The following is a 16,783-nucleotide window of genomic DNA, read 5'->3' on the forward strand; positions in this document are numbered from 1 at the left end:
GCGGCTGAATGCCCGCCTTAAGCTGGAAACAAAGAATTTTACGCACCAGCGCGCACAAGAAGCGCTGGGTACTAACAAAAACGACGCAGGCCCACCTTACGCAGGTGAAATTTGAACCAATATTTATTATTAAATATCAATGCCTTAGTATAATCGCCGCTCTTGGTTAAAGCCGAGCGGCGCTTTGTTGTATTCGTTTTTGTATCTCTTTGTTCCTTCCGCTTTTTCAGCATCTCTTTTCGCACTACGGTGCCATTGGAGTGTGCATGAAGCGCATGTTATTTAACGCAACTCATTCAGAAGAGTTGCGGGTCGCAATTGTCGACGGCCAGAAACTTATCGACATTGACATTGAAACAGCGGGCCGTGAACAACGGAAAAGCAATATTTACAAGGGTGTTATTACCCGCGTAGAACCCAGTCTTGAAGCCTGTTTCGTCAACTACGGCGAAGACCGACACGGTTTTTTGCCGTTCAAGGAAATTTCTCGACAATATTTCAAAGAAGGCGTTGAAGCGGGTAAGGCCCGTATTCAAGACGTCGTCAAAGAGGGCCAAGAACTGTTTGTTCAGGTCGAAAAAGAAGAACGTGGTAACAAGGGCGCTGCCCTGACCACCTTCATTTCGCTGGCTGGCCGTTATTTGGTGCTGATGCCCAATAACCCGCGTGGTGGTGGCGTTTCACGCCGCATTGAAGGCGAAGAACGCCAGGAATTGCGCGAAGCACTCGACAAGCTTGAGTACCCCAAGGGAATGAGCATTATTGCCCGTACAGCGGGTATTGGGCGTTCAGTTGAGGAACTGCAATGGGACCTGAACTACCTGTTGCAACTGTGGACTGCGATCGACGGCGCCGGCAAATCTGCCAATGGCGCATTCCTGATTTACCAAGAAAGCAGCCTTGTTATTCGCGCCATTCGCGATTATTTCAGCCCGGATATCGGTGAAGTACTCATTGATACCGATGAAATTTACGACCAAGCCAAGCAATTCATGCAGCATGTGATGCCCGACATGATGAATTTGGTGAAGCGCTACCGCGATGACATTCCCTTGTTTAGTCGCTTCCAGATTGAACATCAAATTGAAACCGCCTACAGCCGCATGGTTCCTCTGCCCTCGGGCGGAGCGATTGTAATCGACCACACTGAAGCACTGGTATCGATCGACGTAAACTCGGCCCGCTCCACCCGCGGCACCGACATTGAAGACACCGCCTTGCGCACTAACCTGGAAGCCGCTGAAGAAGTGGCCCGTCAGTTACGCTTGCGCGACCTGGGTGGCCTGATCGTGATCGATTTTATCGACATGGAAAAAGCCAGCAACCAGAAAGAGGTCGAAAACCGGGTTAAAGACAGTCTGCATTTTGACCGTGCGCGCGTACAAATGGGCAAAATCAGCCGTTTCGGCCTGATGGAACTAAGCCGTCAACGCATCCGCCCTGCCCTGAATGAAGGCTCGCACACCACTTGCCCTCGCTGCAATGGCACCGGCGTAATTCGCGACACCGAAAGCACCGCCTTGCATGTGCTTCGTATTCTGCAAGAAGAAGCCATGAAAGAAGGCACAGCCAGCGTTCATGTGCAGGTTCCGGTCGATGTGGCTACATTTCTGCTGAACGAAAAACGCTCAGAAATTTACAAACTGGAAGCGCGCTTGAAGGTGAATGTGCTGCTGATTCCAAACAAACATTTGGAAACACCCCACTATGAAATTACTCGCCTGCGCCATGACGATGAACGTCTGGAAGACCCGCGCCAAAGTTTTGAGTTGGCCACGTCCAAAGATGAGCAAAGCTACTACGACAAGAAAACCGAAGGCGAAGCTGTAAAACGTCAGGAAGCGGTGATCAAGGGTGTAATTCCAACCCAGCCCGCACCGCCCCACCAGGAACGCAAGCCCAAAACTGAATTGGCAGTTGCGGCTGCTGCACCGGCAGGCCCTTCGTTGATTCAGCGAATTATTGGCTGGTTCAAACGAGATACCACGGCGGAAGCGCCAGCGGCGGTGATCGAGCAGAAAACCAACGACCGTGGAGGCCGCGGGCAAAACCGCTCACAAGGTGACCGCAATGACCAACGCAATGGTCGTGGTGGAAGAAATCGCCGACGCGGCGGCCGTGGTCGTGAAGATGAGGCAACAAGCACATCAAGCGGCGACGAGGTGAAGGCCGCTGATGCCCAGCAAACACGTTCTGGTCAACAGAATCGTGGTGGCCGAGGCAAACCACGCGATGAACGCGCAGCAGGCGCCGAGGTCTTGGAAGTGAAACCTTTGGCAGCCGTAGAGGCTGTAGCTGGGGATTCGGCTGAGTCCTCTGCCGAACAAAGCGAGCGCACTGGTGGTCGCCGCCGCCGTCGTCGTGGTCGCGGAGGCCGCGGTGCAGGTGAAGGTGAAACCGGCACAGCCGTGGATCAGGCTGCGATGCAATCGGAAGACGCATTCCAGGCTGCAGACGCAGCAGAAGACGAAGAACTGGCCAACAAGATTGCTGAAACCATGTCGTACGGCAGCGATGAAGAGGCAGGTGGCGATGAGCCACGTCGCCGTCGTCGTCGCCGTGGTCGTGGTGGCAATCGTGATGGTGCGCGTGAAAACGCAGGATCGGAATTGAACGCTTCAGAGTCTTCAGAGGAAACCCCGGAGCACACCATTGCAGCAACAGGTATGAATGTTTCTGAGATGGGACTGCCAGCCGAGCCAACACAAATGGGCTCGACTGAAAACAACCCGGATGAATCCAATGCGCGCGCGCCTGAAATTCAGGCTGTGCAATCGGTGATTGCTGCGGTGGCTCAACCCAAAGAGCTCGAACTTACACAAACTGAAACCAAAGTCGCCCATGAAGCTACCAATGAAGCGACAAGTGAGCCGACAACCGAGCAGGCCGCGGTTGCGATCGCAGTTGATGCGTTTGTAGACCAAACTCCTGCAGATCCAACACCGTTTGTGCCGGTAGCGGTTGAAACAGTTGTTGAATCCAAGGTTCAGGAAGCGCCGGTTGCCGCGACTTTCGCAACTCCGGTACCCAAGCTGAACAAGGAAGGCCTTGAGCAAATGCTGAGCAGTGCTGGCATGCTGTGGGTTGAAACTGACCATGAAAAATGGTCTGTGGTTCAAGCCAACCTGGCGTCCACACCAAAACCCGCACGTGTTCCGCGTGCGCGCAAGCCGGTTGTTCAAATTGCAAGCGAGAACCTGGTACTGGTTGAAACCAAGCCAGAATTCAGGTCAGGTTCGAACTAAAGCAATATCGTCTCAGCCAGATCCCTGTGCTGAAACAAAAAAGCCCGGTGACAAGCCAGTCACCGGGCTTTTCTTATTCAAATTGAGTTCAGCACATTCCACCCGCATAACAACGCAATGGGGGCTCTTCTGTGCTTTTGGGCTGCAAAGCCACCGACTGTGCAAATGTGCTCATCATCTTGGTCGCAAAGTTAATAGGGAATGACAAGGGGTCAACGCCAGGCATGAAGGGTGTCAAACACAATGCTGGAACCTGCGCTTTCAGACGCTCAAGACTGGCTACACCAGGATGCGAAAGTGCGTCACTCACAATTGCGTACCCGACCGCATCGGAAGAACCCACCAGAAAATGATCTGCCGTGTTGGTTAGACACACGTCTTGGGTTGCAATATTGACTTTGTTTCCCTCACCTGTACGCAGGCTTGACACGCCATTTTCCTCATCGAAATTCGGAATGGCGACGTCGTCGGTTCGGGTGTAGACCTGCGTGTAATCGATACCTGGCAAAGTTTCGCCTCCAGCATTTAAAGCATCAAGCCACTTGGCTGCAACAGCAATTTGGGTGAATGAAGTAATACAACCGATCACTGGCGTCGCACACAACAAGCTGGTCTCAATCAAACCGTGGTTTGCAGCAGCAATGCCAATCATGTCTTCAACCATGTCACGGGTGTCCGGGAAAAATTTCAAAGACCAACGGGGCATTACGCCGCCCTGACTGAAACCAACAATTGCAATTTTGGTGTTGGTGGTACGAAACATCTTGCGAATTGCGTGCGTGATGTATTCCGACGATGCTTGAAGCTCGCCAGTATTGCTGTTGGGTAAGTCAACGGCACACCAAGGAATGCCTGCTTCATCAAAAGCTGGAATGTAATTCCAGCTGAAGTTGCTTTCAACTGTTTGGGTCGCGCCCGGAACCAGCAAAACAGCGCGTCCGGAATCGCTGCCAAAGCCCTCACTGCACTGCATGGCTGCATCAAGTTCTTGCTCGGAAATTAACAAAGGTGGCGAAGGGCTATCAGCTGGGACAAAGCCACTGGAAGCGATTCGGGAGGACTCCGAATTGGTGGAATTGTCTGACCCACACGCAGACAATACTAGAAAAGAGGAAATTACAAACAGCTTGAATGGTTTCATTGCAAATCCTTGTTCAGATTCTTTCTGCCGGGCTAAAAAATCCGGGATAGGATAAAAAAGGGCGGAAAGCCAAATTTCTTTAAGGTGGGTCAAGAGCCCTGCTCCTCAAGTCTGAAATCGCAAGTTGCGTACCAGGTGAATGCAATTTAATTCACATTATTTTGCAATCACAATCTGACAATGCTTTCAAGGAAGTTTTTGAATGTTGATAGCAGTAAAAATACATCATTTGCTAATGTGGTTTTACTGATTAATTCCGGATAAATTAACGCACTATTTGATAGTGTGATTATATTTAGTGCGCACGCTGTTTGTGCGTTGCACCATTCATTGCTGATCAATGCACCAAATACATAAAAAAAGCCTACTCATTTCTGAGCAGGCTTTTCCCTATTTGCCAGTGGCGCCTAGGTGAATAAACGGCGTTTGAAACTACTGCGCCATCACCTGAGAACCCATGGCTGTTGCACCCTCCTTGGAGCGCACTGGCGAAATTTTGCCAGACTTGATGTCCTCGTACCAGGCATCGTGGTGAGCCTTCGCCCATGTTTCATCCACATAACCGTCACGCATCGCCTCGAGTGCACCTTCCATACCAATTGAGCCGATGTAGATGTGACCCATGGACATAATGATGAACAACAGCGCAGCGCTGGCATGGATCACATGCGACTGCTGCATCAGCAAGCGGTCTTGGTCAAAGTTCGGGAAATCGAGAATAAGGCCAGTTGCAGACACCACAATGCCAAGCACCGTAACGCCGCCCCAGAACCAGATTTTCTCGCCCATATTGAAGCGACCCGCCGGGGCGTGCCCGAACAAACCACCACCTTTTTTGAGCCACTCGATGTCGTTTTTCTCTGGCAGATTGTCTTTCACATACATGATGAAAAACACAATGATGCTGACAGCAAACAACGGACCCACGAAGTTGTGAATCACAATACTGATCGATGCAAGCCACGAGTTGAGCGTTAAGCCCATCCACGGTGCCAGCACATGTTTGCCAAACATCAACAACAAACCGGTAAGCGCCAGTGCCACAAAACTAAATGCCATGGTCCAGTGGGCCACACGCTCTGCCGAGGTAAAACGCTCGATCAACTTGCCGGTACGTGGTTCGGGCAACTTTACAGGGCCTTTCACCAGATGAGCGCCCACAATCAACAGGAAAATTACTGCGACAGCCCAGCCACCGTAGTAGGAAATCCAGTCATTGCGCATTTGGCGCCATGTTTCACCGCTTTTGTTGATCAATACGCCAGTTTCACGGCCTTTGGTCACGGTGGTGAATGATTCACCAGACGCAACGCCTTCCCAAACTGGCGAATTATTGAGGGGTTGCGTTTGTTGCTTTTGAACTTGTGCTTGTGAGCGTTCAGAAGCATCTTGCGCCATGGCCCCCACCGACCACAGAGAGCACACGGCAAAAACCATGGCCATGAACAAAGCCACAAGGGCGTTGTTCAAGCCTGGCTTTGTAGCGGCCCGAATGGTTGAATGTGTCATGATTGACTCTCCTTATTGGGCCTTTGCCGAATCGCCAGTACGAACATACTCGTTCTGGGCTTTGGCTCGGACGTTCAGGGTTTCTTGCCAGCTTTCCTTGTCACCTGCCTTGAAACCGCCAGCAGTGTACTGACCGCCGCCCGTTTCAAATGCTGGTGTATCGGCTTTGCCTGCATAGCCCTTGCCATTGTTGGCGTCTTCCAGGGGTGAGCAGCCAGTGGCCAGAATAAGGCCCGCGAAGGCCCCGGAAAGAATCAACTTGCCGCGAAGCGCCATATTACGCGCCCTCCTTGGCAGGTTGACCATAAGCAGAGCTCCAGCCCCACACTTCAGCACCCTTGCCGCGAACAACCACACGATTGCGGAAGATGTCGGAGACTACGTCGCCGTCACCCGCCAACAATGCCTTGGTTGAACACATTTCGGCGCACAGTGGCAGCTTGCCTTCGGCCAAACGGTTGCGACCATACTTCTCGAACTCGGCTTCGGACGCATCCTCTTCTGGACCACCGGCACAGAATGTGCACTTGTCCATCTTGCCGCGCTGACCAAACGCACCTTCCTGAGGGAATTGTGGTGCGCCGAACGGGCAGGCGTAGAAGCAGTAACCGCAGCCGATGCACAGGTCTTTGTCGTGCAACACAACACCTTCGTCGGTTTTGTAGAAGCAGTTTACGGGACAAACGGCCTGGCAAGGCGCGTCTGAACAGTGCATACAAGCCACGGAAATTGAACGTTCTCCGGGTTCGCCGTCGTTGATGGTTACCACGCGGCGGCGGTTAATGCCCCACTCTACCTCGTGCTCGTTTTTACATGCGGTGACGCAGCCATTGCACTCAATGCAACGCTCGGCATCACACAGAAACTTCATACGTGCCATTTTCTTATCTCCTTTGCATTAGTGCTTAAACCAGCTTTTCGATCTGGCAAACGGTGGTCTTCGTTTCCTGCATCATGGTCACCACGTCATAACCGTAGGTTGTGGCCGTGTTCACGGATTCACCGCGAACAATTGGCGCTGAACCTTCTGGGTAACTGCTGATCATGTCCTTGCCTTCCCAATGTCCAGAGAAGTGGAATGGCAGGAAGACCGTATCGGGTCCCACTCGGCGTGTAACCTGGGCCTGAACCTCGATTTTCGCGCCTGTTGGGGTTGTTACACGCACGGTGTCGCCGTGCTTGATACCACGGTCGTTCGCTGCTGCCGGGTTAATTTCAACAAACATGGTCTGTTGAAGCTCAGCCAGCCATGGGTTGGAACGTGTTTCTTCACCACCACCTTCGTATTCCACCAAACGGCCCGAAGTCATGATCAACGGGAAAGACTTGCCAATGTCGGCATTCTTTTCCTGAACAGACTTGTACAGGGTCGGCAAGCGCCAGAAAGCGGCCTTGTCGTCGTGTGTCGGGTACTTGGCCACCAAATCGGGCTTGGTCGAGTACAGCGGCTCACGGTGCTTTGGCACTGGGTCCGGGAAGTTCCACACCACGGCGCGCGCCTTGGCATTACCGAACGGATGGCAACCGTGCTTCATAACCACGCGCTGGATACCGCCGGAAAGGTCGGTCTTCCAGTTCTTGCCCTCTGCTTCGGCTTTTTCTGCCTCGGTCAGGTCGTCCCACCAGCCCAACTGTTTGACCATGTCGGCTGTGAATTCTGGGTAACCGGTTGTGATTTCAGCACCCAATGAATGGGAGCCGTCTTCGGCCAACAGATTAACACCGTCTTTTTCCACACCGAAGTTGGCGCGGAAGTTACCACCACCGTCCATCACGTGCTTGTCAGTCTGGTACAGGTTTGGTGAACCTGGGTGCTTGGCTTCTGGAGTGCCGTAACATGGCCATGGCAAGCCAAAGTATTCGCCGTCACAGGGGCCACCTTCGGCTTTCAATGTGCGCACGTTGAAGGTGTGCATGTTTTTCATGTGCAGCTTCAAACGCTCTGGGCTTTGGCCGGTGTAGCCAATGGTCCAGGTGCCTTTGTTGATTTCGCGCAAGATGGACTCAATTTCTGGTTCCATCATGCCGCCCTTGCCTTTCACCATGGTGAGATTCTTGGTGAGCTCTTTTTCGAAACCAAGTTTCTCAGCCAATTGATACATAATCATGTGGTCGTTGCGGCTGTCGAACAATGGCTCGATGACCTTCTCGCGCCACTGAATGGAACGATTGGACGCTGTAATTGAACCTGAAGATTCGAACTGGGTTGTCGCGGGCAACAAGTACACTTCTCGGTTTGGGTTCAAACCGGCAGGGTCGCCTGGCATGGCGGCCATTGCAGCGGCAGCTGTTGGGTACGGATCAACAATCACCAACAGGTCTAATTTGTCCATGGCTTTTTTCATGTCCAAACCACGGGTTTGCGAGTTAGGCGCATGGCCCCAGAAGAACAGACCACGCAGATTACCCGCTTTCTGGTCAATCAGTTCTGGGTTCTCAAGAACACCATCGACCCAACGGGACACGGTCATGCCGCCCTTGGTGATCATGCCTTCGGCATAGCGACTCTGGACGTATTCATAATCCAAGCCCCAAACTCGGCACCAGTGCTTCCAGGAACCTTCGGCAACACCGTAGTAACCAGGCAATGAATCTGGGTTTGGACCCACATCAGTTGCACCCTGCACGTTACAGTGGCCACGGAAAATGTTGGCGCCACCGCCGGAGATACCGATGTTGCCCAGTGCCAGTTGCAAAATGCAAGATGCACGAACCATGGCGTTGCCGATGGTGTGCTGGGTTTGACCCATACACCACACGATGGTCGCCGGCTTGGACTTGGCCATCATTTCGGCCACTTTGTACATCTGAGCTTCACCAACGCCGCAAGCCTCTTCTACCTTGTCGGGTGTCCAGTTGGCCATCACATCGGCCTTGATCTGGTCCATGCCGTACACACGGTCGTTGATGTACTTTTTGTCTTCCCAGCCATTCTTGAAAATGTGGTGCAGCAAACCGAACAAGAATGGAATGTCTGAACCGGAACGAATGCGAACATATTCATCGGCACGGGCAGCCGTGCGAGTGAAACGCGGATCCACCACAATCATCTTCGCGCCTGTTTCCTTGGCATGCAGCATGTGCATCATGGAAACGGGGTGCGCCTCAGCGGCGTTCGAGCCAATGTACAACGCACACTTGGTATTCTGCATGTCGTTGTAGGAGTTGGTCATTGCACCATAGCCCCATGTATTTGCAACACCAGCCACAGTTGTGGAGTGGCAAATACGAGCCTGGTGGTCACAGTTATTCGTGCCCCAGAGTGAAACCCACTTGCGCAGCAGGTAAGCCTGCTCATTGCTGTGTTTGGATGAGCCGATGAAGAACAAAGAGTCGGGACCATTGGCCTCGCGCAGTTCCATCATCTTCTTGCTGACGGCTTCCAGGGCTTCGTCCCAGGAAATTTTTTCGTACTTGCCGTTAACCAGCTTCATTGGGTATTTCAAGCGGTGTTCACCATGGCCGTGTTCACGCAGCGCTGCACCTTTGGCGCAATGTGCACCCAGGTTAATTGGGCTGTCGAACACGGGGTTCTGGCGAACCCACACGCCGTTCTGTACGACTGCGTCTGTGGCGCAACCCACTGAACAGTGTGAACAAATCGTACGCTTGATCTCGATCGCACCACTGGCAGCGCCGCCTTCGGCAGCCGCTTCAGCCTTACGCACCATGCCAAATGGCAGGCTGCCTGCAACAGCACCCGCGCCCACACCAATACCGGAACGCTTCAGGAAAGCACGGCGGTCCATGGTGGCGCCCAAACGGGATCCGATTTTATTGAGCAGGCTGTGGTTGTGATTGGGAATCACTTTGGCCACTGTCTTTTCGTCTCTTCGCTTTAACATCCTGGTCTCCTTGAATTACACCAGCAAGGTTCTGTAATAGGTTTTCACATGCTCAGAGAGCTGATAACCCTTGGCTTTTTTTTCAGTGCCTGCGGCAGCGGCTTGTTCGGCCACTTCAGGTTGTTTGCTCACCACGAGCGCAGCACCGGCTGCAGCAACACCTGCTCCGGCACCTACCAGAAATTGGCGCCTTGCCAGTTTTGGCTTGTCTTGACTTATCATTTTCTTGGTCATCTCATCACCTCCAATCAAACGGCACTTTCAAAATCGAAAGACTGTGTTTCAACATCAAAGAACACGCGGGTCAAACGACCCACAGTTTTATAAAAATCAGTATTGGCCGCGGCCTCAATGTCATCCGCCATTTGGTTGTACCAACTGGCCAGATGCGCATGGAAAAAGGCGCGCTGCTCTGGGAATGCAACAGGTGGATCGTCTGCAAGGATCAGGTAGCGCATCACTTCGCACAAAAATGCAATGTGATCCTCAGTTTCTACCAATGACTCATCGCGGGTCAGGCCGAATTTCGCCAGATCATCGCGCAGCAAAACCAATGGCTTTTCGTTCAGGAAACCCGCCATGTAATACGAGCCATACAACATCACTTCAGGACGACCAATGCCGATGAAGTTGTCTACGAACTCCTGATTGATTTGTTTGCTGTCGAATTGTGCAACCACGCGCAACAACTCAGAAAACTCAAATCCCAAAGGCGTAGTGATGTCCATGCTGCTTCGGTCGATTTCCCGAAACTTTGCCAAAAATTCGTCCGTCACGTTGCCGGAGTACAGATGCGACAACAGGCCGTAGAAATCAGCGCGAGCCCAGTCTTCACCGGCGATCAGATTGTCGTCTTGTTGAACCGGGGCGATCATTTCTTCACCTCAAAAATTGTCATTTCATCCTTGGCGCTGTACATATCGGTCACCCGGCAATCGGCACACATTTTCAAGCGGTTTGCATTGCGCTCGAACATGCTGTGCTGGCTTAGCTTGGCGAACATGTTGTCAATCATGTGTTTTGTACCGAAGGCCTTTCCGCAACTGATGCAATGAAACGGTTGTGACTCGTTCAGTACGCGTCTTTCTCGCGCCGCAGGACCCAATAGCAACTGGGGAACCAGCTGCATGGCGTTTTCCGGGCAGGTCTCAACGCACAAACCACATTGCACACAATTGCGCTCAATGAAGCGCAGTTGAGGCATTTCCGGGTTGTCAATCAAGGCCGACGCAGGGCACGCACTGGTGCAACTCATGCACAAGGTGCATTTGTCTTTGTTCACCAAAACAGCACCAAACGGTGCGGCGCTCGGCAACGCAATGGGTTCAGCAAAAGTAATCTTTGACTTCGCCTGTGCATGTTCAACCAAGTGGTCGATTGCAAATTCCATGCGGGTGCGCTTGTTCGAAGACAACTCGAAACTGGCCGGCGTTACGCTACTCGTCGGCAAATCGCTGGGAGCAAACAACTGCTCTGTTTGACCGATATGCAGCACCCGGACGCGGCGTTGCAGGCCGATAGCCTCCAGCAAGGCATTGACCCAACCCACCTGTGCGGCCAAGGGCTCACCATAGTGACTTGCTTCAACAGCAGACTGCATGACGGTAACCCGATCGGCACCGAAAGCCAAGGCAGACAGCCAAAGATCTGGGCCCACACTGGCGCTGTGGTTCAATTCAATCGGCAACAAGCTGAAATCTGAAACTGCCGATTTGCCAGAGGCAGGCTTCGCAGCTTTCTTGGCCGACTCCAACCAATTGTGCTCAAGATCTGGGCCGTGCAGCAGCACCTCGGCTTTCTTGCCGCCATTGGCCCGGAATGCCTTCAATGCTGTTTTGATGGAGCGGCCCTGAACAGTAGCCGGACTCAGCGCAAACTGAATGGCACCGGTCGGGCACACGGTGGTGCAAGCACCACAACCCAAACACAAGTGCGGATTAACTTCAATTTTCTCGCCTGCAGATTTGATTGCTTTGGTGCTACAGGCATCGATACAGTTGCTGCAACCCTCTTTGTTTGAACGACTGTGAGCACAAATATTTGACTTGTAATCAAAGAACTTTGGCTTCTCGAACTCGCCCACGGTTTGCACCGCATCAAGCATCGCTTCCAACAACAACTGATCGCTATCGCCGACATGCCAATAGCCCAGTGGTGCCTGGCGATCCGCAAACAGGCCGGGCATGGTGCAGTCAATCACCATGTCGTACTGCCGTGCGGTCACTGCACTCATGTCCGCGAAGGAAATGGCTTTGAAATCACCGCAAGCCTTGATACAGGCACCAGATTGATCGCAGCTGTTCAAGTCGATCGTCAGGGATTCCTTCGAAATGGACTGCGTCGGACATGCATCCACGCAGGCACCACATCGTGTGCACATTTCCATGTCGACAGGGTTGGTCTTGCGAGTGCTCAATGTGAACGCACCCAAATAACCCTCTGCAGCGTCTACATGCAATGCCTGCACGTTCAAATCGCGCTTGGCTGGCAAAACAACACCTGAAGGATCGGACACCAGCAAATCGACAGTCAGATTGTTGGCAAGAGTTTGCGCATGGTGCAATTGCTTGTCGCTGTTCGCCACAATCGCAACCCGGCCTTGTGATTTGAACAACACGGCAGGAACGGGCTCAACCTGAAAGTCGGTCTCGTAAGCAGCCAGTGCAGCCACAGTCGCGGCAGCTTCGGTGGAGTTTTGAGCCGAAGGCTGACCCCGGAGCAAACCACGCAGGTTGAAAAACTCAACAGCTTGAGAAGTTGTACTATCGACCAAAGATTCGAATACGGCTTGCTCTTGGGTGCAACCGACGAAACAACGTGCACCGCTGGTTTTGTTTTTTGCATCAAGCACGGTGGCAATACCGTCTCGGCAAGCACGTTGGGCGGACACAAAACGAATACCTTCCACATTCACGTTTTGCAACGCTTTGTCGATCGTCTCGCCGCTTCCCTGGCAACCACACACAAACACATCCGAGTTGGTCATTGTATTGATACTTCTATTTTGGTTATTTGGCAATTAATTGCAAAACTTGTGCCAGAGTGAGGCAAAACATTTTTTTATTTAGAATCAGCAGTCTAGAAATGGACGCTTGCACACAGATAGGAAGGGTGGTGCATTTTGTCTGTATCGAGCTGGACAAGCCGCAGACAAAATGTACCAAATATTAGTTATTTTTCGCCCGGTGTTTCGAACGATCGTTTTTCTAGTTCTTTATTAAAATCAGAGCCTTGCAAACCATCCGGGATAACCCTAACATCATCTAGAGCATCCGGATTTTCAGCTGCTGTTTGTTCAATATCACCTGTTTTGTCTGACACGGCAGGAACAGAATCATCAGAACCGGACAGCACAGACGCCACCCGCTCAAGTCCCTCCTCCATGTCGGCTTTTTTCAGTATTTCAAGGTCTGGTCGGCTGAGCAATTGCTTGGACAGGGTCATTTTCCCGATGTCTTCCTGACTCAGCGGCGTGAACTTGTTGTAATCATCGATGTAAATATCCAGACCATCCATCACGTTGAATTCCGGGCGGGAGAACAACGCTTTGAATGCTTTGTTTTTCAGTTCTGTTGAAACTTTATCCACCATGAAAGCCTTGATGTCCCCACCCTGCTTCACGGCCAGAAGATCTGCTTCAGTGGGCAATGGAAGTTCGGGCTGAGAAGGAGTTTGCGCCTTTGGCTGTGAATCAGCGAGTTCAATGACCGCGTTACCCTGATTGGTATCGCTGCCTTGAAAAGGGGCACTGAGCTGCAATTCCGGGGCGTCTTCAGCTTGCTTTTCTCGCGCCCGAACTTCAAGTTTGCGCTTGGACCATCGGCTTAAAAAATTCTCGCTCATCGCTTTAACCACGCTCTTCAGGTTTTATGAAGGACTGAGGACGCCTACGCTGCTTGGGCTCGGGTTGATATTTGGCTTGAACCAGCTCGGCAAGCCAACTGGCCACTGGTGCCGGCAAGGGCAAGGTTTGCACTTCTTCGTTGGAATCCATCCAGCGGGCAGCTTCGTCATAACTGAAAGTGGCCTCGAATACTGAGGGCATTTGGGTTTTGTTGTCTTCCGGGTAACGTACCCCAAAGAAAATGAAAGGCGTCTCCGTGTCCAGATTCAGGAAATAGCCTTGTAACTGATCTTGATACACCTCGACATTGACTGTTTGAACCCGTTCGTCTGCACCCTGCGGCATGAAAACATCCACTGGCCCCATCTCGAGCACTTGCCAGCGAAAGGGCTGCCAAGGGGAGTTTTGTGCCACCTTCCCGATTTTGACGTTCAAAGCCAGTTCACCCAACACCAAAAATTTTGCGCTCAAAAAACACCTCTGTGAGTTGCCGGTGCCCGCCAGTACGGGCACAATTCATGGTTATTAGATTAGAAGATACACCACAAGTATCACAATAGGAGTTTGCCCCATGGGGCGAGGGATTGAACGATGACAGACCGAGTTATTCAACTGGTCCAGGACAATTCGCGCGTAATTCCCTTGAATTTCAGCGCACCGCAAAACAGTGAAGTACCCGCAAAAGATCATTTCAATCGCAGGCTTCACGACTTGCGCATTTCTGTCACGGATCGCTGCAACTTTCGTTGCGTGTACTGCATGCCCAAGTCGATTTTCGACAAAGACTACCAGTTCTTGCCGCACAAAGACTTGCTCAGCTTTGAAGAAATCGAGCAGGTTGCCCGAGAATTCGTGGCACTGGGAGTAGAGAAAATACGCCTTACCGGTGGCGAGCCACTGCTGCGAAAAAACATCGAGATCCTGATAGAACAACTGGCACGCTTGCGCACGCCTGGCGGAAAACCGGTTGAAATCACGCTGACAACCAACGGCACCCTGCTGCGCAAAAAATCTAAAATTTTGAAAGAAGCTGGGTTGAACCGTGTCACGGTGAGCCTGGATGCAATCGACGATGCGGTTTTCAAGGCCATGAACGACGTAGACTTTTCAGTCAACGAAGTACTCGATGGAATTGAAGCAGCCCATGAGGCTGGCTTGGGTCCGATCAAAGTCAACATGGTTGTGAAAGGTGGCATGAATGACGGGCAGGTGCTACCCATGGCCAAACACTTCAAGGGCACACCCCACATACTTCGATTTATTGAGTACATGGATGTGGGCAGCAGCAATGGTTGGAAAATGGACGAGGTCGTGCCATCGGCGCGCATCATCAACATGATTTCCCAACAAGTGTCGCAATTGCAAATGCTGGATGCCAATTACACCGGTGAAGTGGCTGAACGCTGGAAATACAGCGATGGCACCGGTGAAATCGGCGTAATTTCGTCGGTAACCCAAGCCTTTTGCAAAGACTGTACACGCATACGTTTGTCCACTGAGGGCAAGCTTTACACCTGCCTGTTTGCCAGCAAGGGGCACGATTTAAAGCCCTTGATTCGCTCGAACGCCTTGCCTGAAGCGATTGGCGAACAACTGAATCATGCGATCAGAAACCTGTGGTCTGTTCGGGCTGATCGATACAGTGAAATTCGAACTGAAAACACCACACAGCCCAAAGACAGAATTGAAATGTCGTATATCGGCGGCTGAGGAATTCATTGAAACAAGTTATGGCAGCGCACATACAAACCACCCACGCAAGCATACCCAGCACCGTTGAAATTACGGCCACGAACGAGCGCGGTGAACAGGTCCCGGTTCAAATTTCGGGTGAACATCCGCTCACCCTGTATTTCGACAAGAAAGAACTGTTAACCATCATGACCCTGGGTGCTCAGCCTGAGGCCTTGGCGCTGGGCTGGCTGCGCAATCAAAGACTGGTGTCCGACCCCTCGGAAATCGCAGCAATTCACGTGGACTGGGAAACAGAGAGTGTTGCAGTCACTTCAACAGTGCTAAAAAACACAGGCCAAACCATTTGGGAAACCACTGAAAAAGCGCAAAAGCTTGAGAAAAAAACCACCACCTCGGGTTGCGGACAAGGAACCGTATTTGGCGACCTGATGGAAGACCTGGACAAAGTGCAACTGAGCAATGCTTACAATCTTTCGCAAGATGTGTTGTACGGCGTGATGGACCATGTTCGCAAACACGAGTCAATTTACAAACAGGCCGGCGCGGTGCATGGTTGCGCGCTGTGTTCCAACAGCGGTGAAAACCGTGGTGAAATTTTGCTGTTCGTCGAGGACGTGGGCCGACACAATGCTGTGGACGCCATTGCTGGTCAAATGTGGTTACACGGCATGACGGGTGAAGACAAAATTTTTTACACCACTGGCAGGCTGACTTCCGAGATGGTGATCAAGTGTGCCCAAATGGGTATACCGGTGCTGGTTTCTCGCTCGGGCCTCACACAAATGGGCTATGAAATTGCCCAGAAACTGAACATCACCATGCTGGGCCGCTGCCAGGGCAAGCACTATTTGCTCTACACCGGTACACACCGATTCAACACTTTAATTGACACACAAATCGCATGAGCATTTCACTGGATGACATCACTGGCGTAATTCTCGCTGGTGGTATGGGCCGCCGCATGGGCGGCGTTGACAAAGGGCTGCGCAATTTCAAGAATGCACCACTGGCATTGCACGCAATGATGCGACTCAATGGGCAAGTGGGCGACATATGTATCAATGCCAACCGAAATATCGGTGTGTACGAGGGCTTCGGCGTTGAAGTGGTGTGCGACATTCAACCCGACTACGCAGGCCCTTTGGCTGGCATGCAAGCGGCGCTTGCTCACACCAACCTGCCTTATCTGGTGACTGTGCCTTGCGATGTGCCCATGTTCCCTTTGAATCTGGTTGAGAAACTGAGTGCACCATTTGAAAAAAACGTGGGATTGATGCTGACAGTGGCTTCAACAAAAGGCCGCCACCACCCTGTGTTTTGCATGATGCGCACTGAACTGTTGCCCAACATGGAGGAATTTTTGCGCAAGGGTGGTCGAAAAATTGATGCCTGGTACGCCAACATTCCACATGAAGCGGTTGAATTTGACGATGAGTCAGCCTTTCACAACGTCAACACCCTCGAAGAACTCAAAGAACTTGAACAAAAATCCTGAGTAGCAAGG

The 16,783-nt window shown here is 51.9% G+C and carries 14 protein-coding genes; 4 read left to right on the forward strand and 10 right to left on the reverse strand.

Going from position 1 to position 16,783, the window contains the following annotated elements; genetic code table 11:
* The first annotated feature begins 266 nt into the window (after positions 1–266).
* Positions 267–3,245, forward strand: coding sequence for an Rne/Rng family ribonuclease (locus tag B4C79_RS12005; RefSeq protein ID WP_291752032.1), 2,979 nt, complete (start codon positions 267–269; stop codon positions 3,243–3,245).
* Positions 3,246–3,333: 88 nt separating this feature from the next.
* Here the strand turns inward: B4C79_RS12005 and B4C79_RS12010 are convergent, their stop codons facing one another.
* The 10 genes from B4C79_RS12010 to B4C79_RS12055 form a co-directional block, all read right to left on the reverse strand.
* Positions 3,334–4,386, reverse strand: a complete 1,053-nt coding sequence (locus B4C79_RS12010; protein ID WP_171098941.1) for an esterase/lipase family protein — start codon at positions 4,384–4,386, stop codon at positions 3,334–3,336.
* 432 nt (positions 4,387–4,818) lie between these two features.
* Positions 4,819–5,895: a formate dehydrogenase subunit gamma gene (locus B4C79_RS12015; protein ID WP_171098939.1), complete on the reverse strand. Its 1,077-nt coding sequence runs from the start codon at positions 5,893–5,895 to the stop codon at positions 4,819–4,821.
* Positions 5,896–5,907: 12 nt separating this feature from the next.
* Positions 5,908–6,171 (reverse strand): hypothetical protein, encoded by a 264-nt coding sequence (locus B4C79_RS12020; protein WP_105029010.1) that lies wholly within the window; start codon positions 6,169–6,171, stop codon positions 5,908–5,910.
* Between the two features lies 1 nt (position 6,172).
* Positions 6,173–6,775 carry a formate dehydrogenase FDH3 subunit beta gene (fdh3B, locus tag B4C79_RS12025; RefSeq protein WP_008249081.1) on the reverse strand — a complete coding sequence of 201 codons (603 nt, stop codon included), beginning with the start codon at positions 6,773–6,775 and terminating at the stop codon, positions 6,173–6,175.
* A gap of 25 nt (positions 6,776–6,800) precedes the next feature.
* Positions 6,801–9,740 carry a molybdopterin-dependent oxidoreductase gene (locus B4C79_RS12030; RefSeq protein ID WP_291762639.1) on the reverse strand — a complete coding sequence of 980 codons (2,940 nt, stop codon included), beginning with the start codon at positions 9,738–9,740 and terminating at the stop codon, positions 6,801–6,803.
* 15 nt (positions 9,741–9,755) lie between these two features.
* On the reverse strand, positions 9,756–9,974 hold the full coding sequence (locus B4C79_RS12035) for a twin-arginine translocation signal domain-containing protein (RefSeq protein WP_291741901.1): 219 nt from the start codon (positions 9,972–9,974) through the stop codon (positions 9,756–9,758).
* 14 nt (positions 9,975–9,988) lie between these two features.
* Positions 9,989–10,615: a TorD/DmsD family molecular chaperone gene (locus B4C79_RS12040; protein ID WP_291741898.1), complete on the reverse strand. Its 627-nt coding sequence runs from the start codon at positions 10,613–10,615 to the stop codon at positions 9,989–9,991.
* Positions 10,612–12,726 carry a 4Fe-4S binding protein gene (locus B4C79_RS12045; RefSeq protein ID WP_291752039.1) on the reverse strand — a complete coding sequence of 705 codons (2,115 nt, stop codon included), beginning with the start codon at positions 12,724–12,726 and terminating at the stop codon, positions 10,612–10,614. The genes B4C79_RS12040 and B4C79_RS12045 overlap by 4 nt, the downstream gene beginning before the upstream one ends.
* A 185-nt stretch (positions 12,727–12,911) precedes the next feature.
* Positions 12,912–13,583, reverse strand: a complete 672-nt coding sequence (locus tag B4C79_RS12050; RefSeq protein WP_291743325.1) for a DUF3306 domain-containing protein — start codon at positions 13,581–13,583, stop codon at positions 12,912–12,914.
* Positions 13,584–13,587: 4 nt separating this feature from the next.
* The gene (locus B4C79_RS12055; protein ID WP_171098929.1) at positions 13,588–14,055 is read right to left on the reverse strand and encodes a DUF3305 domain-containing protein; all 468 of its coding nucleotides are present in this window, start codon (positions 14,053–14,055) and stop codon (positions 13,588–13,590) included.
* Between the two features lie 120 nt (positions 14,056–14,175).
* On the opposite strand from B4C79_RS12055, the gene moaA reads away from it, so the two are divergent.
* From moaA to mobA, 3 genes are read left to right on the forward strand one after another with little or no spacing between them, the layout of a single operon-like run.
* A complete protein-coding gene (gene moaA, locus B4C79_RS12060; RefSeq protein ID WP_171098927.1) occupies positions 14,176–15,294 on the forward strand; it encodes a GTP 3',8-cyclase MoaA in 1,119 nt (372 codons plus the stop codon).
* 20 nt (positions 15,295–15,314) lie between these two features.
* Positions 15,315–16,184, forward strand: a complete 870-nt coding sequence (locus tag B4C79_RS12065) for a formate dehydrogenase accessory sulfurtransferase FdhD (protein WP_171101418.1) — start codon at positions 15,315–15,317, stop codon at positions 16,182–16,184.
* Positions 16,181–16,774, forward strand: a complete 594-nt coding sequence (gene mobA / locus B4C79_RS12070; protein WP_291743332.1) for a molybdenum cofactor guanylyltransferase MobA — start codon at positions 16,181–16,183, stop codon at positions 16,772–16,774. Before B4C79_RS12065 ends, mobA begins: the two co-directional genes overlap by 4 nt.
* Positions 16,775–16,783: the final 9 nt, after the last annotated feature.

The organism is Limnobacter sp. UBA7229 (assembly GCF_002473065.1).
Classification (GTDB): domain Bacteria; phylum Pseudomonadota; class Gammaproteobacteria; order Burkholderiales; family Burkholderiaceae_B; genus Limnobacter; species Limnobacter profundi.